This is a genomic window from Desulfonauticus submarinus, assembly GCF_900104045.1.
GTDB lineage: Bacteria > Desulfobacterota > Desulfovibrionia > Desulfovibrionales > Desulfonatronovibrionaceae > Desulfonauticus > Desulfonauticus submarinus.
Genome location: NZ_FNIN01000004.1, coordinates 97,588 through 123,249, shown reverse-complemented (window position 1 = coordinate 123,249; position 25,662 = coordinate 97,588). Strand labels below are relative to the sequence as shown.

At 33.3% G+C, this 25,662-nt stretch carries 23 protein-coding genes; 9 read left to right on the top strand and 14 right to left on the bottom strand.

Going from position 1 to position 25,662, the window contains the following annotated elements; all coding sequences use genetic code 11:
* Nucleotides 1-42: 42 nt before the first annotated feature.
* The 3 genes from BLP60_RS05925 to BLP60_RS05915 all read right to left on the bottom strand — a co-directional run bounded on the left by BLP60_RS05925 (nt 43) and on the right by BLP60_RS05915 (nt 2,213).
* Nucleotides 43-243 carry a hypothetical protein gene (locus BLP60_RS05925; protein ID WP_092064906.1) on the bottom strand — a complete coding sequence of 67 codons (201 nt, stop codon included), beginning with the start codon at nt 241-243 and terminating at the stop codon, nt 43-45.
* Between the two features lie 50 nt (nt 244-293).
* On the bottom strand, nt 294-1,139 hold the full coding sequence (locus BLP60_RS05920) for a hypothetical protein (protein ID WP_159427692.1): 846 nt from the start codon (nt 1,137-1,139) through the stop codon (nt 294-296).
* Nucleotides 1,140-1,700: 561 nt separating this feature from the next.
* Entirely contained in the window at nt 1,701-2,213 is a 513-nt protein-coding gene (locus BLP60_RS05915; protein ID WP_092064900.1) for a hypothetical protein, read from the bottom strand.
* Nucleotides 2,214-2,446: 233 nt separating this feature from the next.
* On the opposite strand from BLP60_RS05915, the gene lepB reads away from it, so the two are divergent.
* From lepB to BLP60_RS05880, 7 genes are read left to right on the top strand one after another with little or no spacing between them, the layout of a single operon-like run.
* Nucleotides 2,447-3,046: a signal peptidase I gene (gene lepB, locus BLP60_RS05910; RefSeq protein WP_092064897.1), complete on the top strand. Its 600-nt coding sequence runs from the start codon at nt 2,447-2,449 to the stop codon at nt 3,044-3,046.
* A 20-nt stretch (nt 3,047-3,066) separates the two neighbouring features.
* Nucleotides 3,067-4,614 carry a YifB family Mg chelatase-like AAA ATPase gene (locus tag BLP60_RS05905; RefSeq protein WP_092064894.1) on the top strand — a complete coding sequence of 516 codons (1,548 nt, stop codon included), beginning with the start codon at nt 3,067-3,069 and terminating at the stop codon, nt 4,612-4,614.
* A 37-nt stretch (nt 4,615-4,651) separates the two neighbouring features.
* On the top strand, nt 4,652-5,938 hold the full coding sequence (locus BLP60_RS05900; protein ID WP_092064891.1) for an alkaline phosphatase family protein: 1,287 nt from the start codon (nt 4,652-4,654) through the stop codon (nt 5,936-5,938).
* Complete coding sequence (locus tag BLP60_RS05895; RefSeq protein WP_092064888.1) at nt 5,922-8,045, top strand: ATP-dependent helicase; 2,124 nt, start codon at nt 5,922-5,924, stop codon at nt 8,043-8,045. The genes BLP60_RS05900 and BLP60_RS05895 overlap by 17 nt, the downstream gene beginning before the upstream one ends.
* Nucleotides 8,046-8,047: 2 nt before the next feature.
* On the top strand, nt 8,048-8,986 hold the full coding sequence (gene thiL, locus BLP60_RS05890; protein ID WP_092064886.1) for a thiamine-phosphate kinase: 939 nt from the start codon (nt 8,048-8,050) through the stop codon (nt 8,984-8,986).
* Between the two features lie 33 nt (nt 8,987-9,019).
* Entirely contained in the window at nt 9,020-10,819 is a 1,800-nt protein-coding gene (lepA, locus tag BLP60_RS05885) for a translation elongation factor 4 (protein WP_200779110.1), read from the top strand.
* 16 nt (nt 10,820-10,835) lie between these two features.
* Nucleotides 10,836-11,738, top strand: coding sequence for a hypothetical protein (locus BLP60_RS05880; RefSeq protein ID WP_092064883.1), 903 nt, complete (start codon nt 10,836-10,838; stop codon nt 11,736-11,738).
* 10 nt (nt 11,739-11,748) lie between these two features.
* On the opposite strand, the gene BLP60_RS05875 is transcribed toward BLP60_RS05880, so the two are convergent.
* Entirely contained in the window at nt 11,749-12,744 is a 996-nt protein-coding gene (locus BLP60_RS05875) for a FecCD family ABC transporter permease (RefSeq protein ID WP_092064880.1), read from the bottom strand.
* A 72-nt stretch (nt 12,745-12,816) separates the two neighbouring features.
* On the opposite strand from BLP60_RS05875, the gene BLP60_RS05870 reads away from it, so the two are divergent.
* Nucleotides 12,817-14,157 (top strand): cobyrinic acid a,c-diamide synthase CobB, encoded by a 1,341-nt coding sequence (locus BLP60_RS05870; RefSeq protein WP_143338917.1) that lies wholly within the window; start codon nt 12,817-12,819, stop codon nt 14,155-14,157.
* Nucleotides 14,158-14,170: 13 nt separating this feature from the next.
* Nucleotides 14,171-15,151: a precorrin-8X methylmutase gene (locus tag BLP60_RS05865; RefSeq protein ID WP_092064874.1), complete on the top strand. Its 981-nt coding sequence runs from the start codon at nt 14,171-14,173 to the stop codon at nt 15,149-15,151.
* Here the strand turns inward: BLP60_RS05865 and BLP60_RS05860 are convergent.
* From BLP60_RS05860 to lysS, 10 genes are read right to left on the bottom strand one after another with little or no spacing between them, the layout of a single operon-like run.
* Nucleotides 15,138-15,647 (bottom strand): tetratricopeptide repeat protein, encoded by a 510-nt coding sequence (locus BLP60_RS05860; RefSeq protein WP_092064871.1) that lies wholly within the window; start codon nt 15,645-15,647, stop codon nt 15,138-15,140. The two genes, BLP60_RS05865 and BLP60_RS05860, sit on opposite strands and share 14 nt — an antisense overlap.
* Complete coding sequence (locus BLP60_RS05855; RefSeq protein WP_092064868.1) at nt 15,644-16,459, bottom strand: LpxI family protein; 816 nt, start codon at nt 16,457-16,459, stop codon at nt 15,644-15,646. Before BLP60_RS05855 ends, BLP60_RS05860 begins: the two co-directional genes overlap by 4 nt.
* Nucleotides 16,456-17,247 carry an acyl-ACP--UDP-N-acetylglucosamine O-acyltransferase gene (gene lpxA, locus BLP60_RS05850; RefSeq protein WP_092064865.1) on the bottom strand — a complete coding sequence of 264 codons (792 nt, stop codon included), beginning with the start codon at nt 17,245-17,247 and terminating at the stop codon, nt 16,456-16,458. Before lpxA ends, BLP60_RS05855 begins: the two co-directional genes overlap by 4 nt.
* Nucleotides 17,247-17,711: a 3-hydroxyacyl-ACP dehydratase FabZ gene (gene fabZ / locus BLP60_RS05845; protein WP_092064862.1), complete on the bottom strand. Its 465-nt coding sequence runs from the start codon at nt 17,709-17,711 to the stop codon at nt 17,247-17,249. The genes lpxA and fabZ overlap by 1 nt, the downstream gene beginning before the upstream one ends.
* A gap of 3 nt (nt 17,712-17,714) precedes the next feature.
* Nucleotides 17,715-18,737, bottom strand: coding sequence for a UDP-3-O-(3-hydroxymyristoyl)glucosamine N-acyltransferase (lpxD, locus tag BLP60_RS05840; protein ID WP_092064859.1), 1,023 nt, complete (start codon nt 18,735-18,737; stop codon nt 17,715-17,717).
* Entirely contained in the window at nt 18,737-19,273 is a 537-nt protein-coding gene (locus BLP60_RS05835; protein ID WP_092064856.1) for an OmpH/Skp family outer membrane protein, read from the bottom strand. Before BLP60_RS05835 ends, lpxD begins: the two co-directional genes overlap by 1 nt.
* Nucleotides 19,274-19,296: 23 nt before the next feature.
* Entirely contained in the window at nt 19,297-21,954 is a 2,658-nt protein-coding gene (bamA, locus tag BLP60_RS05830; protein ID WP_092064853.1) for an outer membrane protein assembly factor BamA, read from the bottom strand.
* On the bottom strand, nt 21,944-22,618 hold the full coding sequence (locus BLP60_RS05825) for an ABC transporter ATP-binding protein (RefSeq protein ID WP_092064850.1): 675 nt from the start codon (nt 22,616-22,618) through the stop codon (nt 21,944-21,946). Before BLP60_RS05825 ends, bamA begins: the two co-directional genes overlap by 11 nt.
* Nucleotides 22,611-23,834 (bottom strand): lipoprotein-releasing ABC transporter permease subunit, encoded by a 1,224-nt coding sequence (locus BLP60_RS05820; protein WP_092064847.1) that lies wholly within the window; start codon nt 23,832-23,834, stop codon nt 22,611-22,613. Before BLP60_RS05820 ends, BLP60_RS05825 begins: the two co-directional genes overlap by 8 nt.
* 8 nt (nt 23,835-23,842) lie before the next feature.
* Nucleotides 23,843-25,348 carry a lysine--tRNA ligase gene (lysS, locus tag BLP60_RS05815; RefSeq protein ID WP_200779109.1) on the bottom strand — a complete coding sequence of 502 codons (1,506 nt, stop codon included), beginning with the start codon at nt 25,346-25,348 and terminating at the stop codon, nt 23,843-23,845.
* Nucleotides 25,349-25,662 lie beyond the last annotated feature (314 nt).

Genomic DNA, 25,662 nt, shown 5'->3' with positions numbered 1-25,662 from the left:
CTTATGGGAATTTTAATTGGGGATAGATGTGTGGGAATAGATTTAAAGGGAGATAATCACTCCAAGAGAGAGGTGGAAACCTCTTCTTTGGTGAGAACCAAAGGAAAATTCAGAATCTGTGTAAAGTTTTATATTGGAGCGTAAAAAATAATTGGCATTCATCCCTATAAATCCATATGTCTCGTCTGCTTCTTCTTTAAGACTTACTTCGCTAAATTTCTTACCTGCTACCCACATATCCACTTTATTATCTCCTGTAATCCTCTTGTGATTAGCTATACCTATACGAGGAATTAATGTGGACTTTTGAGTCTTTTAGTAATTGTATTTCCATTACCCTCAATATTTATCCCATAGATTTCAGCATATGTGCTGTCAGCTGTAGTACTCACTGTAACGTTACCCAGGTTGCTTATCATATTACTATCACCATATATATTTATACCATAACCCATACTACTTCCTATAGGACTAGGACTAAAACTATCCTCACTAATATTAACAATAATAGTACCAAGATTATTTATAGTATTATCATCACCTTCCACATATAAACCACTTCCTTCAACACGTCTGTAGATTTGAAGAACGCTAACATTAATTAAACCTGAATTATCAATAAAATTATTATTCCCAATAACGTATACTCCATAAGCTGTAGTATAAGAGCCAGGATTTGCCCAATCTTTAGAACTAATAATAATAGTTCCTGAATTGGTTATACTTATATTAGTACCAAAAGAATATATACCAGATGTCTTACTAGAGTCAGAAGTCATTCCAATCCAAGAGTCTGCTTTAATAGTTCCTAAATTTTTTATAATAGTATTATTGCCAATAGCATATATTCCATATGTCTCAATAGCCGCCCAGGCATTAACACTAGTACTAATACTGCCTGAATTAGTTATAGTGGTATTATTCCCAGCATTAATACCTTTAGCCCCGCTTCCCTCAACAGAAATACTTGCCCCAGATTCAATAGTAAAATTATCCTCATTTAAAATATCTGGAGCTCCTGTTTTATCTTTGGCATTGGTCTGAGTTGAAGCATTCCCACTATATAAAGTAAAATCATCAGCATTGCCCTTATCTAAAAACAAAGAAAGTAAAATTAAAATGAAAAAGACAAAAGACAAAAAATATTTTTCTTTCATTGCCCTCTCCAATTAATTTAATATAATTGCAATATAAATTTGGCATAAAATAGAGAGAGCCCTAACCTAAATTTAGGGCTAAGTAAAGACAAATTTTACAAAAAATAACTAAATTGTCCCTAATTTGACATTAAATTTTTTTAAAAGACATGATAATTTTATAAAAAATTAACTTTTCCCTTAAGAAGATGAAAAAATCAATTTATTAAAAATTTGAGAAATATTTAAAATTTGAAAATAAAGTGTGAAATTATTTTTGAAGGGATAAAGAAAAATTGTTTTTAGTGAGTTATAAATTTTTTAAATAAATTATTTTAGTTTTTAACCCAAAACTTGGAAATTAAGAACGTTGATTTTACTTTTTTTTAAATTTGACTAAGAAATAAAAATAAATTTTAACTTTTCTCTTAACTTAATAAAGCAATTTCCTCAAAAAAAAGAGAATGCTTGCTCTTTTGTTAAAAAAGTTAAACTCAAAAAATAATTAACTGAATTTATTGGGATTTCTTCAAGAAGTGCCTATTTGAACATAATTACTAGTCTTTAATTACGTACTATCCACTCTCGAATTTTTCTTTGCTCTTCTTCCCATGCAGGGCTAAATCTAAGTTCAACAAACTGTTTAAATAGGCTAAAGAAAAAGTGAACACACTTTTCTACAAGATACATCTTTTCTAAAAAACGTCCTTCATCACTTTCATCTTCTTCTAATTTCATCTCTATTTTAGGAGTTTTAAATCCTGAAAATGAAAAATCTTCTGCTTTAACGCTAAGTTGCCAACTTAAATTATCTTGTTCAAATTTCAATTTTGCTTGGGTTACTTTTTTTCCTAATCGAAGGCCTTGCTTAGCTTCTGCTAACTCTGACATTTCTCCAGAACAAACTGTTTTTTCTAAAGACTCTCCTTCCCCTCCTTCTACAACAACACGTCCGCTAAAATATACAGCAAAAGCCTCGTTATTTATCTCCATAAGACCAGATTGATTCTCGCTTTTAAACCAAAGCCAGGTTAAAAATTCCTCTCCTAACAATTTGTTCACATTAGATAAATCCATATTATTTTCCTCTTTAAGTATTAAAATGAGTTTTATACTGATATTTGTCCTGAACTCAAAAATCAAGCAAAACAAAAAACAAAATTTCCTTGAAACCTCAAGTTGATTGGTGGAGTTTATTCCTATTTCTTTGCTTGCCTATCCCAATAAATTAAGGCAAAATAAAAAAATTCTTGCCTTTTAAAAAGTGCCAATAAAAAATTTTTCAAAAAATTATTAAGGAGAAAACTTTAATGAGTGGTAAATGGCAAAAAATTGTTGCTGAATATCTAGAAGCCTTTGCAGTGGCTTTTATCTTAGCCTTTTTAATTAGAGCTTTTGTCATCCAAGCCTTTAAAATACCTTCTGGTTCAATGTTAGATACCCTCCAGATAGGAGATCATCTCTTGGTCAATAAGTTTATCTACGGTCTTAGAATACCTTTTACAGACAAGTTTATTGTTAAATTTTCAGATCCAAAATTCCAAGACATTATTGTTTTTGAATATCCTCTCGATCCTTCTAAAGATTTTATTAAAAGAGTTATTGGCCTACCTGGAGACAAAATTCAAGTGATTAACAAAATAGTATATAGAAATGGCAAGAAATTAATAGAACCTTATGTCAAGCATACAGATCCAAATATCATTCCCACTAGAGATAACTTTGGTCCTATTACTGTTCCTGAGGGAAAATATTTTGTAATGGGAGACAACAGGGATGAATCTTATGATTCTAGATTTTGGGGATTTGTAGATAGAAATAAAATTTTAGGTAAAGCCTTTATTATTTATTGGTCTTGGCAAGGTTTCTCTAATATTCGGTGGAATAGGATTGGAAAAATTATTCACTGAATATATTAGTCAATATACAAATGTTTGCAAAAACATTTAGTGCAGGCCTTTTAGGCATAGATGCATTTTTAGTAGAGGTTGAGATAGATTTAGTCCGTTCAGGACTACCTGCCTTAAAATTAGTGGGCTTAGCTGAAGGCGCTGTTAAAGAAAGCAAAGAAAGAGTCCTCTCTGCCTTAAAAAACTGTGGCTATAAAATTCCACCTAGTAGAATCACCATTAATTTAGCCCCTGCTAATCAACGCAAAGAAGGAAGTCTTTTTGATTTACCTTTAGCAGTGGGTTTATTAGCAAGTAGCGGACTTATCTCCCCAACAAATCTTTCTATGTATCTTTTGGCAGGAGAACTTTCTTTAACTGGAGAATTAAGACCTATTGCAGGAGCTCTTTCTCTTGCTCTTTTGGCTAGAGAAAAAAACTTCAAAGGTATTATCTTGCCCCAAAAAAACTCTTTAGAAGCAGCTGTAGTAAAAGACATCCAAGTGCTAGGGGCAAATAATCTAATAGATGTAATTCAATTTCTCAACCAAGAACAAATAATAGAACCAACTAAACTAAATATAGAGCAAATTTTTCAGGCACAACAACAATTTCTTATAGACTTTGCAGAAGTTAAAGGCCAAGAACACGCCAAAAGAGCTATTGAAATAGCTGCCGCAGGAGGACACAACCTTTTATTTATAGGCCCACCAGGTAGTGGAAAAACCATGTTAGCCCAAAGAATACCTACTGTACTTCCACCTTTAACCTTTGAAGAAGCTCTTGAGGTAACCAAAATCTATAGTGTAAGTGGTCAATTGAAACCAGATATGGCCCTTATTGTTCACAGACCATTTCGTTCTCCTCATCATACCATCTCAGATGCAGGACTTATTGGCGGAGGGCATCAACCTAAACCAGGAGAAGTATCATTAGCTCATAGAGGAGTACTTTTCTTAGATGAACTTCCTGAATTTAAAAAACACGTTTTAGAAGTTTTAAGACAACCTTTGGAAGACGGAGAGGTAACTATTTCTAGAGCTTCAATATCTTTACGCTATCCTGCCAATTTTATGTTAGTAGCAGCTATGAACCCTTGCCCATGTGGATACCTTGGAGATGCGCACCATGAATGCTCTTGTACGCCAAATCAAATCCAACGCTACAGAGCCCGACTTTCAGGCCCTCTTTTAGATAGAATAGATCTACAAGTAGAAGTAGCTGGTGTGGACTATTCTGATTTAAAACAAAAACAAAGCAAAATTTCCTCAGAAAAAATGCGGGCACGCATTTTACAAGCTAGAGAAATCCAACAAAAACGTTATCAAAAACATAATCTACCTTTTTTAACTAACAGTGAACTTTCTGGAAAATGGCTTGCCGAATTTTGTTCTCTTGGAGAAAAAGAACATACTTTTTTAGAACAAGCTGTGAACAAACTTGGGCTATCTGCTAGAGCTTATACTAGAATTTTACGCATCAGTCGAACTATCGCAGATTTAAAACATCAAGAAAATATTGACATCTCCATCTTGGCTGAGGCAATAACCTATCGTTTCTTAGACAGAGAAAAAACTCTAACTACCTAAGCAAACAAGGTTTCCCTTCTGAGTTTCTAATTAAGTTATGCAAAAAAATCATTCTATTCGTACATTAATTATAGGCTTAGATGGAATGCCTTTATCTCTTGCCCAAGATTTAAGTGAAAAAGGCATATTAAACTCTCTTAACCCTTTATTGCACTCAAATAAAGCCGTTGCTATAAAATCAGAGCTCCCCTATCTCTCTCCTGTTAATTGGACTTCTTTTTTTACTGGAACTGGCCCTGAAAATCATGGGGTATTTGGCTTTACTGAATACTCTTTTAAAAAACAAAAAATATTTTTTTCTGACTCTTCTCAAATAAAGGCTCAACCTATTTTTCATCCCAATAGAGCAAATGGAAAATTTTTTAAAATAATAAACCTGCCTCATACCTATCCAGCCTTTCCCATTTCAGGACAACTTATAAGTGGTTTTTTGTCCTTAGATTTAAAAAAAGCAATTTTTCCCCCGCCATTATATCCCATTCTAAAAGCCCAAAAATATACTTTAGAGGCAAATACTATCTTGGCTCTACAAAACCCTGCCAATATCTTCCCAGAACTTAAAAAAACTTTAACCTCCCGAGAGCTTGCCTTTAATCTTTTTTGGTCTGATTTGGCTTGGGATATATTTATCTTTGTCTTAACTGAACCAGATAGACTTTTTCATTTCTGTTATGATGCAGTAATTAACCAAGAACATCCTCTTCATCAAAACTGTCTAACTTTCTTAAAAAATTTAGATGACCTCTTAACTAAGGTCTTAAACAAATTTAAAGAATTGCCTGACCCTAAAAGACTAATCTTAGTGGCAGATCATGGATTCACTGCTCTAAAAACAGAAGTAGACCTAAATGCTTTATTAACTCAACGTGGTTTTTTAAAATTTAAAAAACCTCCGTTAAATGAATGGGACTTAGATTGTATCCATCCTTTAACCAAGGCTTTTGCTTTAGATTCTGGCAGAATATATTTATATCCTTTTGATCCAACAGCTCGCAAATTGGGAAAACAAAGCTTGGCCCAACAAATAAAAGAAATTTTACTTTCTATGCGCTATCAAGGGGAAAAGGTTATTTCCAAAGTTTTGGAAAAAAGAGAATTATATCCTAATGCTAGCTTTGACCATACCCCTGATTTAATTTGCGTGCCGCGTGCTGGTTTTGACCTTAAAGGAAAATTTGACCGTAAAGAAATTTTTGGTCATTTTGGTAGAACAGGTGTACATCTAGAAAGCGATGTCTTATTTTTTGATTCTTTTGGAGAAAAACCTATAACTCTACGGGACGTAGGAAAATTAGTGGAAAAAAATTATGAAAATAAACTATGAACAAGAATTAAATCCAGCTCAATTAAAAGCAGTAACTACTGTTAATGGACCTCTATTAGTAATTGCTGGTGCAGGTAGCGGAAAAACCAGAACCATTGTCTATCGACTGGCTTACCTTATGGAGCACGGAATAGACCCTAGCAATATTTTACTTTTAACCTTCACTCGCAAAGCTGCCGCTGAAATGCTTAAAAGAGTGGAGGAATTATTAGGGCAAGATATAATAGGTATTTGTGGCGGGACCTTTCACAGCTTTGCCTTTTCTATGCTTAAAAAATTTGCCAATGTATTGGGTTGGCAGGAAGGTTTTTCTATTATTGACACCTCTGATGCTCTGGAAATCATAAGACAGGCTAAAAATGAATTAAATCTCACCAAAGATAAAAAGTTTCCTAAGCACCAAACAATATATGAAATTATTTCTAGGTCTAGAAACAAAGAACTTCCCCTAGAACAAATTATAAAAAATCAATATTACCACCTTTCTCTATTTACAAACGACATCTTAGAAATATCCAATTACTATAAAAATTTTAAAGCCAAGCATTTTTTAGTAGATTATGATGACTTATTATTTTTTCTAGAACAATTACTCAACCAAGATGAAAATGTTCGCTTTTTATTTCAACAAAAATTTCAATTTGTAATGGTAGATGAATATCAAGACACTAATAAAATTCAAGGCAGGCTTATAAAATTACTGGCAGGAGACGAAGGCAATGTCATGGCAGTGGGAGATGATGCCCAATCTATATATGCCTTTAGAGGAGCTACCATAGAAAATATTCTAAACTTTCCAAAACTTTTTCCAAATGCTCAAATTATTAAATTAGAACAAAATTACCGTTCTACTCAACCTATTTTATCTCTAGCAAATCATGTTTTAAGTTTAGCCAAAGAAAAATATCCTAAAAAATTATTTTCATCTAAGGATGAAGGTATAAAACCTGAATTATATTATACAAATAGTGATTTCAGCCAAGCTCAATTAGTAACAAAAAAAATCCAAGAACTATCATTAAAATATCCTTATCGAGAAATAGCTGTTCTGTTTAGAGCAGGCTATCAATCTTATGCTCTGGAAATGGAACTAGGAAAAGTTGGATTAAAGTTCCAAAAATTTGGAGGCCAAAAATTTTCAGAAGCTGCACATATTAAAGATATTATTGCTTTTTTAAGAATTGTGTCCAATGCAAGTGATGTATTAGCCTGGACAAGAGCCCTTAGCAATATAAAAGGAGTGGGTCCCAAAACATGCCAAAAACTTTATCAATATTTTATCCAAGGAGAAACATCTAAATTTAAAAGAATCTGTGCTAAAAATAATGCCTTAAAATGTATTTTGGAAAGTCTAGATGAACTCAGACAAAAACAACTCTCGCCTCAAACTCTTTTAGAAGAAATAATCAAAATTTATACTCCAATTATGGAAAATAAATTTATGGACGACCTTCCCAAACGGATGGCAGGAGTAGAACAACTAATTCAAATAGCTTCTACCTATGAACACCTAGAAGATTTTTTAGCAGATTTAACTTTAGAACCAACCAATGAAGAAAAAAGAGATGACAATAGAATAGTTTTATCCACCATTCACTCAGCCAAAGGCTTAGAATGGAGTTGTGTACTAATAATAGACTTAATAGAAGATAAATTCCCGTCAAAATATGCCTTAGAAGATCCAGTAGCCCTAGAAGAAGAAAGAAGACTCTTCTATGTAGCCTGCACAAGGGCAAAAGAATATCTGGCCCTATTTGTACCAACTACAACTTATAATAAATATTTTGACAGCTTTGAACCTGTGTTACCAAGTCCTTTTATCACTGAAATAAAAGAAACCCTGGTCAATGTATATAAAGAAAACTTTTTTGGGGATTGTAATCCTTATAACACACAAAAAAATGAGTCAGAATCTTTAAATCCTAAAACTCTATCCCCAGCAACCAAAAAAACAGCAGTAAATAATAACCGAACAGGAGCCTATTGCTCTCATAAAATATTTGGTCAAGGTAAAATAATTGCTCATATTCCACCTAATAAATACAAAGTACACTTTCCCAAATGTGGTTTAAAAACAGTAATCAAAGACTTTTTAGAATTTGAATAAATATGCAAGAAGAAGATTTTTTATATTTAATAGATAAATTTTTTCCCAATATAGGGGCACGAGTGATTATCGGCAGAGGGCATGACTGCGCCCTAGTCCAAAGCGATAAACTAGCCCTTAGTTCAGATCTATTCTTAGAAAATACTCACTTTTCATTAAATTATTTTAAACCAGAAGACATTGGTTATAAAGCCTTGGCCATAAACTTAAGTGATTTGGCCGCATGTGGAGCAAAACCTATTTTTTTTCTCCTCAATCTTATTTGGCCTTCTTACTTAGATCTTAACTTTGCCCAGAAAATGTTTGCCTCTATGTCCCTTTTAGCCAAACAATATAATTTAACTTTAATTGGAGGAGATCTAAGTAAAGGAGAACGTCTTGGTATTTCTATTACCATCGGAGGAGAATGCTCACAAAATTTTCCTGGCAGAAAAAAAGCTAACCCAGGCGATATAGTCTTTGTAATAGGAGAGATAGGACTTTCCAAAGCAGGCCTTCTTATCCTACAGGAAAATCTACCTAAAAAAGATTTCCCCTTAAGTATAAAGGCCCATCTCCGTCCTAAATTCTACCTCAAAGAAGGAAGATTCTTATCTTCTCAAGTTAAAAGTATGTTGGATATCTCTGATGGCATAGCCAAAGACATACACAGGCTTTTACCTGTAGGACTAGGTCTAAAACTAGAACCTGTCATACCTATAAATAAAGAAATAATAAAACTAGCTAAACTAAAAGACTTTAATTCTCTTTATTTTGTATTAGAAGGGGGAGAAGACTATGGCCTATTGGGAGTAATAGAAAAACATCTTTTCCCCAAAATTCTTTCTAAGATACCTAATTGTTGGCCAATAGGATCTGTTATAAAAGGAGAAACAGGAATTTATAAAGAAAAAACAAAATTAAATCTCCAAGGATTTGACCATTTTGTAAAAAGAAAATAGAAACTACTCCACTTAAGAGAGAAGGAATTTATTATGGATATAAAAAAAATCAGAAATTTCAGCATCATTGCTCACATAGATCATGGAAAGTCTACCTTGGCTGACAGAATCCTAGAAATAACAGGGCTGGTTGGGGAAAGAGAAAAAAAAGATCAATATCTAGATAAAATGGATTTAGAAAGAGAACGAGGCATCACAATAAAAGCCCAAACCGTGCGTATTCCCTACAAATCTAAAGACGGAACAACTTATATCTTAAATCTAATTGATACTCCAGGCCATGTAGATTTCTCTTATGAGGTTTCCAGAAGCCTGGCTGCGTGTGATGGAGCTTTACTAGTAGTTGATGCCACCCAAGGAGTAGAGGCTCAAACCTTGGCCAATGTATATCTGGCTCTAGATCATGATTTAGAAATATTACCTGTTTTAAATAAAATAGATCTGCCAAGTGCAGAACCAGAACGAGTTATAGAAGAAATAGAAGAAGGCATTGGCCTGGACACTTCGAATATTACCTTGGTAAGTGCAAAAACAGGTGAAGGAGTACCAGAACTCTTAGAAAAGATTATAAAATTTATTCCAAGTCCTAAAGGTGATCCTAATGCACCATTAAAAGCCTTAATTTTTGATTCATGGTATGATCCCTATGTAGGAGTTGTAGTGTTGTTTCGCGTAATAGATGGAACTATTGTAAAAGGGCAAGACATTTTAATGTGTTCTACAGGCAAAAAATATGAAGTAATTCGACTTGGAGTTTTTTCTCCTGAAGCTGTGGATATAAATCAGTTGGGACCAGGTGAGGTTGGATTTTTATGTGCTAATATAAAAGAACTTAAAGATGCGCGAGTAGGAGACACTATAACTCATCCTAAAAAGCCCACGCCCAAACCATTCCCTGGATTTAAAAAGATAAAGCCAATGGTTTTTTGTGGTTTATATCCTGTTGACCCAGGAGAATACGAAGACCTAAAATTCGCGTTAGAAAAATTACAATTAAATGACTCCTCTCTATTTTTTGAAGCAGAAACCTCTCAAGCTTTAGGATTTGGATTTAGATGTGGATTTCTGGGCTTACTGCACATGGAGATTGTCCAAGAAAGGCTAGAAAGAGAATTCAAAGTCAATCTCATAGCCACTGCACCTTCTGTAGTTTATCAAGTGGTTAAAGTAGATGGCACAATTCTAGAAGTAGATAATCCTTCAAAGCTTCCCCCCCCTGTAGAAATAGAAGCGATTAAAGAGCCTTTTGTTAAAATGGAAATCCATGTACCTAATGAATATGTAGGTAATGTATTAAAATTATGCGAAGAAAAAAGAGGAATTCAAAAAGATATTCGCTATTTAACAACATCTAGAGTAATAGTAATCTATGAGCTTCCGTTCGCAGAAATTGTCTATGACTTTTTTGATCGCTTAAAATCAGTAAGCAGAGGATTTGCTTCTTTAGATTATGAGGTCATAGATTTTAGACCATCTAATTTGGTAAAATTAGATATTCTCATTAATGGATCTCCTGTAGATGCAATGGCCACGATAGTACACAGAGATAAAGCCTATTATAAAGGTAGAGCATTGGCTTTACGCTTAAAAAAAGTTATACCAAGACAACTTTTTGAAGTAGTTATTCAAGCGGCTATTGGAAATAAAATTATTGCTAGAGAAAGAATTGCTCCATTACGCAAAAATGTAACAGCTAAATGCTATGGTGGAGATATTACTCGGAAAAGAAAACTCTTAGAAAAACAAAAAGAAGGTAAAAAAAGAATGAAACAAATGGGGAATGTAGAAGTACCTCAGGAAGCTTTTCTGGCTGTTTTAAAAGCAGAAGATTAAAATACAGGAGGCAAAAATGCATTTTTCTTTCTTTTTTAGCGGACACCCAATAAAGCCTTTTGGTATTCTTGGCTTAGTATTATGGCTTATTTTGATCCCTTTGGGCTGTTTTAGTCTGTCCTGTATTATTGAAATTTTTTATTTAATTTACAAAAAATCTGTTCTAGATAAATTAAGCAATCAACTAGCTCGCTTAGGTTTTATTTTTCTTAGTGCTATTACTTTAAGCATAGCCATTATATGTCTAGTTCCTGGATTCCAGGACACAGCTTTTAAAAGTTTTTTTATTTTTAAACAAACTTTTCTTATATGTATAGCTACTGCCTTTTTATTAAGTGTGGCTTATATTTTTAGCTGGAAGGCCTTAAAAAATTTAAAAATTTTACATATCTTATTAGGATTTAGTAGCTTAGCTTCCTACAAAATATTTTTAAGCGGAATCTTTTTAATCCTATTTAACTTAGCTTTACCTCAACCCAAACTCTTACCACCCCTTCATTCTCTCTTTTATCCAATCTTAGGACAACTTTTTATTCTCTCTTTTGTCTTTGCCATTAGCGTAGCATGGCCTTATTTGATATTAAGACGCAATAAAGACGATTTTGGAAGAGATTATTATCGTTTTGCTATAAAACACTTAAGCAAATGGAACTTGATTATGCTTGGAGCTAGTTTTATTCCATGCACTATTATATTTTTAATGCTAAAAGAAAAATTCTTATTTAGTCCTCTTTTAGGACCAGCAAGTATGATTATTCTTGGAATGGGTCTTTTGGCAATTTTAAGTGTTATCTTGCTTAAACAAAATCAACCCCTGCGCTATAAAGCCTGGTTTTTTTTAGCACCTCTGCCTGCTTTAGTTATATTAATTTTTAGGTTAATATCTTATGTAGAACTTATAAAAATGTGGAGATTATAAAAAAACAAAATTAAAATTGTTTTTTATTTTTTAAAAGCAAAACACAAAAAAATGGGCCTCCTAAAAGTGCAGTGAGAGCTCCTACAGGGAGCTCTTCTCCGCCTGAAAGTATTATTCTAGCAAGAATATCTGCTCCTAGAGTAAGACATCCCCCTAGAAGAGCACTTAAAGGCAACAAATCTACATAACTTTCTATTTTTAACAAACGCAATAAATGAGGACTAACCAAGCCAATAAAACCAATTACTCCTGCGACACTTACGCTGGCCCCAGCTAAAAAACTAGTAAGAACAAAAAAAAGCATTCGAAATAAATGAGGATTTAAGCCTAAATTATTAGCTTCTATGTCTCCTAAGGTAAGAATATCTAAATGCTTTCTAAAAAACAAAAGCAAACTAAAACCAAAGATAAAAAAAGGAAAAAATATTTTTAACTCTTCCCACGAACGTCCTGCAAAACTTCCCATTAGCCAAAATACTATAGAACTTACGCTTTCCTCATCCAAAGATTTTAAAATAGAAATAAGGGCTGAAAAAAAAGTAGTTAGCACTATCCCAGCTAAAATAAGAGTCTCTGTCCTAAACTCGCCTTGATAAGAAGCAAGATAAAGCACAAAAATCAAAGTTATTAATGCACCAAATAAGCTCATTATAGGCAAAGAATAAATAGAAAACATATTAAATCCAAAAAAAAGACCAAGGGAAGCCATAAATGCAGCACCTGAAGAAATACCCAAGGTAAACGGTTCTGCTAATGAATTATTTAAAATTGCTTGCAAAGTTGCTCCGCTTGAAGACAAGGCAACTCCTATTAAATAGGCTAATATAGTACGTGGCAACCGAATATCCATCAAAATAAGATGGCCTGTAGAATTGGCAGATGTAAAAAGATAGTTTAAAGGGATGGAAACAGGACCTGCCCAAAGGGAAAGAATAAAAAGTAAACAAGAGCAAAATAAAAGAAGTATATAAAATACTTGTTTATTGCTTATAATTTTCCTAGCCATATTTTGTTACTTTTTCAATCTCAATTAATTATTTGTAACCTTATAAACAATAAATGCCTAGGAATTTTTAATATGTCAAAATCTTTCATGCTTGCTGGACTTTCTAGTGGAAGTGGTAAAACAAGTCTTAGTTTGGCCTTAATCTCAGCACTTAGCCAAAAGGGATATGAAATCTTCCCTTTTAAGGTCGGCCCAGATTATCTAGATCCTATGTATTTAAGCAAAGTTGCTCAAAAACCATGCCTAAATTTAGATTTATTTTTCTCTCCTTTGGCTCACATTAAATCCCTTTTAAATACAAAAGGTATTAACTTAATTGAAGGAGTAATGGGCTATTATGATGGAGACAAAACAGGCAAAAATTCTTGCGCAGATCTTGCCTTAGCCCTAGACATTCCTGTTTTTTTAGTTGTCAATCCTCTAAAGTTGGCTCAAACTTTTGGAGCTATAATTTATGGATTAATCAATTTTAAACCTGCAGGCAAACAAATAAAAGGTATTATTTTAAACAATTATTCTTCGGAAAAACAAAAAGAAATCTTTGCAAACATCCTAAAACAAGCAAATCTTCCGCCTTTAATTGGAGCAGTTCCTAAAGGGAAATTGCCAGAATTAAAAAGTAGACATCTGGGCTTAAAAAGTGAAGTGAATTTTTCAAAAACAGAATTAAAACAATTTTCTCAAAACGGAGAAAAATATATCAACTTAGACTACATTTTAAGCTCCTTAAAAAATTCAACAAAAACAACATCTATGGTTCAAAAATCTAAACCAATACAATCTAAACCCAAACTAATGATTATTAAGGACAAAGCCTTTAATTTCTATTATCAAGCCAATTTAAATGCCCTTCAAAGGGCTGGAGTAGAATTGGTCTTTGCATCCAGCTTTGATCAAAATATTTCTTTTAAAAATATTAATGGATTATATATCGGAGGAGGATACCCTGAATTATATGCAAAAGAACTTAGCCAAAATCAAAATCTTATTATAAAATTAAAAGACTTTATTCAACATGGTGGTAAAGTTTATGCCGAATGTGGGGGCTTGGTGTTCCTAAGTAACGGTTTAATTTTAAAACAAAAGAAATATCCTTTCCTAGAAATTTTACCTTTTTGGGTTAAAATGCAACCTAAAAGAGTCAAATTGGGTTATGTACAAGTGAAAGTAGTTCAAGATGCAGGATGGTTTAAGCAAGGCTCTATTTTAAAAGGACATGAATTTCATTATTCTGAAATAATAGAGCCGATACCTAAAAACTTAAACAATGTTTATACAGTATTTGACAGTGCAGGAAACAAACAAAATACCTTTGGTATAAAAATCAAAAATGTACTTGCAAGTTATGTTCATTTGTATTTTGCCCATGATTACAAGGTGATTACAGAGATGATAAATTTTTTAAAACATTAAAAAAGAGGGGAAAATGAACAAAGGAATTATAATATTAAGTCATGGGAGTAGAAATTTAGAGGTGCAAAAAAATTTTCTACAAATGGTAAATCGAATTGCTAAACGCTTACCCACACTTCCTATTAAACCAGCTTTTTTTTCCTTAGCCACACCAAATTTAGAACAAGCAATTAAAGACTTAAAAAGTCAAAAAATTCAAAAAATAATAATATATCCTTATTTTTTAAATACAGGGGTACATATTAAACATGATTTACCCAATCTAATTTCCCAGTTCAAACAAAAATTCCCAAACATTTCTTTTGAAATTACTTCTATCTTAGGAGAAGAGCCTCTTTTAGAAGAGTTGATTTTTGAAAAAATAAGTCTTCAGCTCTGGTCATACAATACAAAAAAACTTCCACAAGAAATAGAAAACCAAAGCTTTGAATTTATCACTCAATTTTTAACAAATACACCCTTTTCTGACGAGGAAAGAAGTGTTTTAACTAGGGTTATTCATGCTACATGTGATTTTTCTTATATTTCCACTTTAAAATTTCATCCTAAGGCTATAAAAATAGGAAACAAACTCATTAAAGAAAAAGCACCTATTTTTTGTGATGTGCAAATGGTCAAAGCTGGTCTTACAACTTTAGAAAATGTATTTTGTTTAATAAATGATCCCAAGATAAAACAAAAAGCTCTAGACAACAGCATAACTAGAGCTGTAGCTAGCTTTAGAGAATGGGGAGATAAATTAAATGATTCATTGATAGTTATAGGAAATGCTCCTACAGCCTTAGAGGAAGTATTGCGTTTATTTTATGAACACAGGATTAAACCAGCACTCATAATCGGAGTACCTGTTGGATTTGTTGGAGCTGCAGCCAGCAAAGAAATGCTTTTAAAGAGTAAAATACCTTATATTACTAACTTAGGCCCCAAAGGAGGTTCTTCTGTAGCAGCAGCTATAGTAAATGGAATAAAAAATCTTAAAACTAAGAAGAACTAGCTTTTCTCTGTTCTAAAATCGCATCTTCTACATTCTGAACCACTTCCTGATAATCCTGTTCCTCTCCAGCTTCATATAAGGCAATAATTGCATTCAGAGTGCGCTGAATGATAGGTTTTTGAATATTGAAATAAGATTTCCATTCCTCTACTGCCTGCTTTAAATTGCCTTCGTAAGCAAAGCTAAGACCCTTATATAAAAGACAAAATTGCTCTTTTGGCCTAATGTCCATTACTTTATCAAAATATTCTCTAGCTTGTTCAAATTCATGTAATCTAAAATAGGCATAGCCACACTTTTTTAAAATATCTACATCTTTACCTTCATCTTTTAAAACAATCTCATAATTTTCTATAGCTGTCCGATAATCACCTTGTTCTAAGGATCTATCTGCTTTTACTAAAATAGGACTAAGACCTGTAAAACCAGATTCTTCTGATCTAAATCTTTTAAAAAAGCCTGTTAAAAAATCACGCCTAGACACTTTAGGCTTCATATTTTACCCTCTTTTATTCCCACAATAGTTAAACCATGTTCATTTGCCAATTTTAAACTTTTATCTAAATCAAAAAACAAACTATATTTAGCTTCAAAAAATAAAGCTGTTGCCTTTGCTTCTATCATAGTTTTAATGGTTTCAAGCCCTAACGCTGGCATATCGATTCGCTCATCTTGGCCAGGTTTAAATGCTTTTAAAACCACACATCCTTTTCCTCCTAATTCTCCTGCTCTCTTTATAGTGGCGTTAGTACCTTCTATCCCTTCTACCGCTATTACTATCTTTTCTTTTACAACCAAACACTGTCCTATATCTAAATTTCCTATTTTCTTTAAAATAGGCCAACCAAACTTAAAAGATTCTAATTCTATTGAGCTGGGTTTTCTAAAACTAAGAATTCCACTCGGTGCGATTAGATCAGGAACGAATTGTTGCGGGCCAACAACTCTAAAACCCTCTGATTCAAATTCAGCAATTAAAGCCTTAAAGATAGCTCCATCATTTAGACTTTTTAACTTAAAGAGAACTTTTGCTGCCCGAAAATCTGGCCTAAGGTTAAGAGCTTTTGGTTTGCTTATAGGACCTGCAAAAATCACTTCTTGGACATGATTTTTTTTCAAAAATTTTATTACCTTTCCCAATTGGCCCAAATTTACCCACAAAAATTCATCTACTCTTGAAGCCAACAAAGGATCAGTATAATCTTTAAAACCAACTCCAACTGTTAAATATCCTTGTTTTAAAGCGCTATCACAAACTTTAAGAGGAAACTGTCCTCCTCCTGCAATCAACCCTAACTTTTTTCTCATTTGTCTTTAGAAAACGAGATAATTCCTCGTTTACTATCTTGAATAAATTTAATCAGTTCCAATACAGTCTTATATTGTCCTAATTCTTCTTTCATCTTGAGAATAGCTTGCTCTTGGGTAAGACCAGACTGCCATAAAATATAAGATGCCTTTTTAAGTGCGTATATCTCCTCACGCAAAAATCCTTTTCGCTTAAGACCAATAATATTCGGCCCATAAGCCTTAGCCCTTTCCCCAGCCACCAACATATAAGGTGGTACATCTTGAGCAACTCCTGTTTTGCCCCCAATAAAAGCATATTTGCCTATATGCACAAATTGATGAACAGCAGATAATCCCCCAATAGTCGCGTAATCTCCAACCACTACATGTCCAGCCAAAGTAGCACAATTAGCTAAAATTACCCCATCTCCAATCTGACAATCATGGGCTACATGAGAATAAGCCATAAAAAGGCAATCACTTCCTACTTTAGTTATCCCACCACCTTCTTCAGTTCCTCGATGAAGGGTTGTATATTCTCTTATTTTATTATTATCTCCAATAATCAACCAAGACTCCTCACCCTTAAACTTTAAGTCTTGAGGTATCTCTCCTACAAAGGCATAAGAGAATATGTGATTATTTGAACCTAACTTAGTATAAGATTTTATCTGCGCAAAGGCATCTATTTGACAATTATTTCCTATTTCCACTTTATCTTCTATAATAACATAAGGTCCAATCTTTATATTTTCTCCTAAAACTGCATTTTTACTTACTATGGCTGTAGGATGAATATCTATCACTACTTATCCTCCCTAGGAACAATGGCAGCAGAAAGTATCCCTTGAGCAGCTACTTGTCCATTAACAAGTGCTTTGCCATTCATCTTCCACAAATTAAGTTTATGCTTTTCATAGGAAACCTCCAAAGAAAGCATATCTCCTGGAAAAACAGACTTTCGAAAACGAACCTTTTCCATACCTGTAAAAAGAAAAATCTTATTCTCTACCTCTTCTGGAATACTTTTCATTACTAAAATCCCCCCTGCCTGAGCTAATGCTTCTAAAATCAGGACCCCAGGCATAACAGGATATGAAGGGAAATGACCTTGAAAAAAAGGTTCATTAATGCTCACGCATTTAATGGCTTTAATATATTTAAAAGGCTGATATTCTAGCACCCTATCTACCAACAAAAATGGATATCTATGGGGTAATAAATCCAAAATATCTTTACTTACAATCTCTCCCTGGACTTTTTCCAGCATTGGTTACTCCTCTAATTTTTCTTCTAACTCAACTATCTTTTTTTCTAAGTATCTAATCTTCTTTTGTAATTCTGGAAGTTTTGGAATAATAACAGAAGAACGCAAAAACAATTTATGAGGCATAGCAGGACTACCACCTACATCTGTTTTAGGTGGTAAATCTTTACCTACCCCAGATTGAGCCGCTACCCTACATCCATCTCCAATTGTAAGGTGACCTGCAATACCTACCTGGCCAGCTAAAATAACTTGATTGCCAATAGAAGTACTTCCAGCAATACCCACTTGGGCAACAAGAATAGAATTTTGACCTATTTTTACATTATGTCCTATTTGAACTAAATTATCTATTTTTGTACCTTTTCCTATCCTCGTTTCTCCTAATGCGGCCCTATCTATAGTTGTATTGGCACCAATTTCTACTTCATCTTCAATCACAACTCGACCTACTTGGGGGAACTTTTCCAATCCTGTTTGCGATTGGGCAAAACCAAAACCATCACTACCAATAACTGAGCCTGCATGAATAATAACCTTACTTCCTATTTTACTTTCAGCCAATAAACATACATTTGCATAAATAACACAATCCGTTCCTATTTTTACCTTTTCTCCAACATAGACACCAGGAAAAATTGTAGTTTTAGCTCCTATTTGAGCCTCTGCTCCTATAAAAACAAAAGGATAAATATTTGCTGTAGGATGTACTTTAGCTGTGGGATGAATAAAAGCCAAATCACTCTGTCCGCTAAAACAACCTTGAGGCTTAGCAAATAATTGTACTGTCCTAGCAAAATCAAGATAAGGATTTGAACTTAAAAGAGCAGTTTCTACCTTTGAAGACAAATCAGGATTTAAAATAATAGCCCCTGCTTTGGTTTTCTCTAAAAGAGACAAGTACTTAGGGTTTGCCAGAAAAGATATTTCATCTTCTCTGGCATCCTCTAAAGTATTTACCCCTCTAATTTCTTTATCCTTACCTTTAAATTCAAGATTTAACTTAGCAGCAATCTCTGACAACAACATTATTTCTTGCCTTTCCCATACTTTTTCTTCCAAGCTTTATTTAACTCTGCCATAATTTCATTAGTAATATTAACTTTTTCATTTGCATATAAAAGACCACTTGCTCTCATATCCCAAATAGCTGTATAACCATTTTTTTTCGCATAATTTTTAATTACTTCTGCCAACAACTGAATAATTGGGCGGCTTAATTTTTGTTCTTCTAGCTTAATTTTCCGTTGATATGCTTGCCAAGTATCTTGATAATCTCTTACTTTCTTTCTGAATTCCAATTCCTTATCCTGCTTGGCCTCTTGACTCAAAACTAACGCTTGTTTCTGCAACTCTTCTCTTAACGCCTGCAATTCTTTTTTTTGTTTATCCAAATCTGCTTTCATGCCTTTGGTTTTCTTTTTAAGCTTAGCCAGTGCTTGTTGACCTGGCTCAGATTGGGAAATTACCTTTTGCATATCTACTACACCAATCTTGGTAGCAGCCATAGCAACTCCTGCCCAAAACAATATTAACCCTACTAATAAACACAATAATTTTTTCATCTCTTAGCTCCTTTTTTAAAATTTTAATAAAATTGGCCAATGCTAAATTCTAATTTCTTTGTCCGCTCACCGTCAAGTTTGTCTAGAGCATAACCATATTCTAAACGCAAGGGACCAAGGGGAGAATACCACCTAATTCCTGTGCCTACGCTTTTATACAAATCTGTATCCATACTCTGGTCTTCATCCCAAGCATTACCTGCATCAAAGAAAAATAGCCCTAAAATGCCCATTTCTTTGTTCAAAGGGAACAATATTTCTACATTGGTAAAAAACTGTTTATTTCCACCTTTGTAATCACCATTATCATATTTAGGCGAAATTTCTCTTCCAGGATATCCTCTAACAGAATTTATACCCCCTAAATAAAAACGTTCAAAAGAAGGGATTTCTTCATCCCCATTTTTAGTAAGATAACCTAATCTAAAATGCCAATGAAAAATAAAATCTTTTATTAACGGCTGATACCAACTAAAATCATAAATACTTTTAATAAAATTATCGTCACCTCCTAAAGCCCCTCCTGCATATTCCAAAGACAAAGAATTCTTTGTACCTTTAGTTGGGTTCAAGTACCTATCTGTAGTATCTCGAGTTGCACTGATATAAAAAATACTTGCCCAATTATCACCTTCCATATCCTTTATAGTCTGGTCAGCATCTTTATCTACATTATAAATAGTATATCTTTCAGCTTTATAATTCCAATTTAAACTCGTATATTCTCCTAAAGGATAGGCAAAGCTTAACTTACCACCAATACTTTTTTTATCGTATTTAAAAAATTCTTCTTTAGAATTAAAAACAGATATTCCTACTCCAAGGTCAGAATCTTTGTAATAAGGATTCCAAAAAGACGCCACATAAGAAGTTCTTCGCCCACTAAAAGTACCAGACAGTCCTACGCTATACCCTTTTCCAAAAAGATTCCTCTGTTGAATCTTTGCAGTAAAAAACATCTTATCAAATGAAGAATACCCTGCTCCAGCAGAAATCATACCTGTTGGTTTTTCTTTTACTTTTACAATCAAATCCATTTGAGAACGATCATCCGTTGGAACTGTCTGAATATCTACTGTTTCAAAATAATCAAGCTTGTTTAAGCGCACATTAGAACGCTTTAATTTTTCTCCACTAAATAAATCCCCATCAGCTAAACGCATCTCCCTTCTAATGACATTATCTCGCGTACTTCTGTTTCCCTCTATAATTACTCTTCTTATATAAACTTTTTGCCCTTTTTGAGGGATATAGGTAACATAAACTAATTTAGTTTTCTTATCAGCCTTAACCTTTACATCACAATCAGCAAAAGCATATCCATAATTCGTATAATAATCAGCAATAGCTTGAAGGTCTTTTCTCAAAATAGACCTATTAAAATACTCTCCATCTTTTGCTAAATCATCCATTTTAATAATCTTTAAAAGAGTCTCTTCGGGAAAAAGCAAATCTCCTTCAAATTTTACACCACCAACTTTATAACGCGCACCTTCAAAGACGTGAAAAGTAATATAAATACCGTCATCTTTAAATTCTACATCAGGCTGCCCCACTTTAACATCAATAAAGCCTCTATTTGCATAATAAGCTTCTAAAGCAGCAGCATCTCTTTCTAAAAGCTCTTCTTTTAATATACCAGAGCCAGTTAACCAGGAGAAAAAGCCCCTTTCTCCTAAAGCCAACTGGTCTTTTAACTCATCGGCGCTTATTTGTTTAGCCCCATCAATAATAATTTTTTTAATATAAAGCTTAGGCCCTTCTTTGATTTTAAAAATCAACCTTGCCTGCTTATTATCAGAGCTCTCAACAACATAAGATACATCTGCCTTATAATACCCCTTCTTACGGTAAAGTTGACGAATTTTTTCCATATCTTCTGCTACAATGGAAGGATTAAATACAGAACCTGTTTTGCTTGAAATAGCCTCTAAAATATCATCTTCATCAATTTCTTTTGCTCCTTCTACAGAAATAGCTCGAATTAAAGGTTTTTCTTTAACTTCTACGATAATCTTTTTCCCTTCTTTAGTATCTTGAACAAAAAATTTAATATCATCAAAATATCCCAATTTATAAAGACGTTTTAATTCTTCATTTATCTTTTTTGGATCGTAAATATCTCCTTTTTGAATCTCTAACCTCAACAAAATAACGTCCTTATCTAAAATTTTATTCCCTCTTACTTCTATACCTACAATCTGCTCTTTTTTTAAAAGCTCTAATTTTATTTTAGAGACTAACTCGTCTACTGCAGGCAAAAGATTTATAAGTCCTTTTCTCACCACAAATAATGCCTTAGGAGACTTAAGGCCATATGCTTCTACTAACCTGCTATCTATACTTAAAGTCTCTCCTATTTTACTAAGACTACCATAAAGTCCATAGTTTGCATCTAAAAGCAAGGTTAAATTCTTAACAGTACTAATATCTAAGTACTCTACATTCTCCTGCTCCAATATCTCCTTTACTCTATTTAAATCAACTACTTCAAATCCTTTTTCTTTTAATCTATCTTTAATTAAAGATGGTAAACTCTCTTTCAAATATTGAAACTCCTTAGGAGCATTTATTTCAAAGGGGAAAACAGCAATTCTAATTTTTTCTGCTGCGTAACCTGACAAATTACTTCCCATAAGAATGAAAAATATTATTATGCTATAAAAAGCCTTAAAGCGCATGAAGCTCTCCTAACTTTAACTGATAAGTTTTTTGCATAAGGGAGGCGAGAGTATGGTTATGGGTTACAACCACAAGAGTAGTTCCCAGTTCCTTATTTAAATGACATAATAAATTCCCTACTTTCACACCATTTGCTTCATCAAGATTGCCAGTGGGCTCATCTGCTAAGATAACCTCTGGTTCTAAAACTATAGCTCTTGCAATTGCTACTCTTTGTTTTTCTCCTCCAGAAAGTACAGAAACTGGTCTGGAAAATTCTTCTAAACCAACCATAGACAAAGCTTCCTTAGCCAAAGAAAATATTCTACTCTTAGAGAGACCTCTTATTATCCCAGGCATAGCAACGTTTTCTAGCACACTAAATTCAGGCAAAAGGTGATGAAATTGAAAAACAAATCCTATTTTTTGATTTCTAAAACAAGCTTTCTGTTTCTCTGAAAACAACCCTATATTTTTGTCTTTAAAAAATATTCTCCCCTTTGTCGGGTAATCTAATGCTCCCATAATATGAAGTAAGGTAGATTTTCCTGAACCAGACGCACCCACAATAGCAACTGATTCTCCTGTATTTATTTCTAAAGTAATGTCCTTTAAAACTTCTACTTTGTCATCTCCAGACAAAAATACTTTTTCAATATGTTCTAAACGATATATTTTACTCATAGCGTAAAGCCACAGCAGGTTCTAACTTTGCTGCCTGTTTGGCTGGATAAAGAGTTGCAAAAAAACACAAAAGGATAGCCACTATGCCTATCAAAATGAGATCTGTACTTTTCAGTAAAATCGGCAAATGATCTAAATAATAAACATCTGCAGGCAACTTTATAAATTGATATCTTTTCAATAAAAAACATATACCCAATCCTAAGATATATCCCAAAAAAGTACCCACAAACCCTATAATTGTCCCCTGAAGCATAAATATCTTTTTTATTCTTTTTGGTGTTGCTCCCATAGAAATCATCACAGCAATATCTTTAGTTTTCTCCATTACTAACATAATAAGCGTTGTAACAATGCTAAAAGACCCCACAAGGACAATCATGGCCAAAATAACACCCATAGCTGTTTTCTCCAACTTCAACGCTGAAAACAAATTTTGGTTCATTTCTATCCAATTTCTAGTATAATACGGATAACCAATCTGTTTTAAAATCTTTTTAGCTAGTTCAGGAGCTTTATACACGTCAAATACACGAATTTCTAACGCACTCACACCGTTAGACTTAATACCTAAAAGCTTTTGAGCTTGTTCTAATGAAATATATCCCAAAGAAGAATCATATTCGTACATTCCTGTTTTAAAAATACCAACAAGCTCAAAAGTAGCCACTTTAGGTGTAAAGCCTGCACTTGTCCTTTTACTACTAGGAGCTAATATATTTACTTTACTTCCAAGAGTTAAATTTAATTGACTAACAAGTTCTTTGCCCAAAATAATCCCAGGGAAAGAAGAATTGTGTTCTAATCTCTTAATCTGACCAGAAATCAAAATCTTTGGTAGCTCAAATACAGGTGCATCTTGAACCCTAATACCTCTTAAAATTAACCCCTTAACCCCACCAGGGCCACTTGCCATTACTTCTGCATACATAAAAGGGGCAACACCTTTTACTTCTGAGACAGACTTTATCTTTTTTATTAACTCAGGATACTCTTGAACCAATCCTTCATAACTACCTACTAAAATATGCGCATTAACCCCTAAAATTTTATCTTTTAAGTTCTGACTAAAACCATTCATTACTCCAAGAACAATAATTAAAGCAGCTACTCCCAGAGCCACTCCTAAAATGGATATTAAGGTAATAACAGAAATAAAGGTCTGTTTTTGTCTAGCTAAAAGATATTTTTGGGCAACAAAGAGTTCAAAGTTCATTAGCTAGATCAGCCTTCTGGTCTAAGAAGAGGGAAAAGAATAACCTCTCTTATAGATTGAGAGTTGGTAAGCAACATTACTAATCTATCGATACCAATGCCTTCTCCACCTGCAGGAGGCATACCATACTCTAAAGCCCTAACATAATCTTCATCCATAAAATGAGCTTCTTCATCTCCAGCTTCTTTTTCTTTTACCTGTTCTAAAAAACGTTCTTTTTGGTCAAACGGATCATTTAATTCAGAAAAGGCATTTGCCATTTCCCGCCCTGCAATAAACAGTTCAAACCTGTCTGTTATGGTAGGATCTTCCTCATTTCTTCGTGAAAGAGGGGAAATATCTGTAGGATAATGATAAATAAAATGAGGTTGAATAAGTTTAGGCTCAACTAATAAATCAAATAGTTTAGCCTGCACCTTTCCCAATTTTTCTCCTTCTACAACCTTTTCTCCTAATTTTTTAGCCAAATTTTTTGCATTTTCATAATTTTGATACTCTTCTGGACGAAGACCACCTATTTTTTCCAGTGATTCATAAAATGAAAGCTTGTTCCACGGAGGGGTTAAATCAATCTCATGTTCTCCGTAAGGTATTTTCGTAGAGCCACAAACATCTTTAGCTAATGAAGAAAATAACTCTTCTGTTAATTCCATAAGCATGGTAAAATCAGCATAAGCCATATAAAACTCTAGCATAGTAAACTCTGGATTATGCTGAGTTGAAATACCCTCATTTCTAAAATTCCTATTTATCTCATATACTCGCTCAAATCCTCCTACTAAAAGACGTTTTAGGTATAACTCAGGAGCAATACGCAAATAAAGTTGCATATCAAGAGCATTGTGATGAGTAATAAATGGTTTAGCTGCAGCACCTCCAGGAATAGGTTGCATCATTGGCGTTTCTACCTCTAAAAAGCCCCTTGCATCTAAAAAATTTCTAATAAAACGAACAATCTTTGAACGCTTAATAAATATTTCTCTTACTTTAGGGTTAACAATCAAATCCACATAACGTTGACGATAACGCAACTCTACATCTTTTAAACCATGATATTTTTCAGGCAAAGGCCGCAAAGACTTAGTAACTAACTCTACATCCTCTGCTTTAATTGTAAGTTCGCCTGTTTTGGTTTTAAATAAAGGTCCTTTTACACCTACAATATCTCCTACATCAAATTTTTTAAAAATATTATATTTTTCTGAGCCTAAAATATTTTTTTGAGCAAAGACCTGGATTTTCCCTGAATGATCTTGAATATGAAAAAAAGTAACTTTTCCAAAAGACCTTAAAGCCATAATTCGACCTGCCACTACAAACACAGAATCTAATTTTTCTAAGTCCTCTTGGCTTAGGTCTTTATACTTATCTAAAATAGGTTTAATATCGTGTTTTTTGCGAAATGTATTGGGATAAATGGCAATTCCCTGCTCTAAAAAACGCTTGGCCTTTTCTTTTCTAGCTTGAATAAGACGATTTTCATCTTGTTGAGAAGAATTTTTTTGTGTACTCAATGTTCTAACCTCTTGACGAAAAATTAAGCATCTATAACTATTTTAATTTCCTCTGCTCGTCAAGAAAAGTAAACTTATACAAATTCGTTAAGCTCCTTCCCTCTTTTCTTCCTCTTAGCTAAAAGTTACTCAAAACTTCTCGATAAATTTTCTTTAAATCCCCAAAAACTCATAAAAAAATGCTAAAAAATCAAACCTACAACAACCATACTTTATTAATAGGGACAAAAAAATTACTTTGTACCTCAGCTCATTGCTTAAATTCTCAAAGAGAAAAATAAAGATATTTTGTCTCCAAAAAAAATTAGAGCATT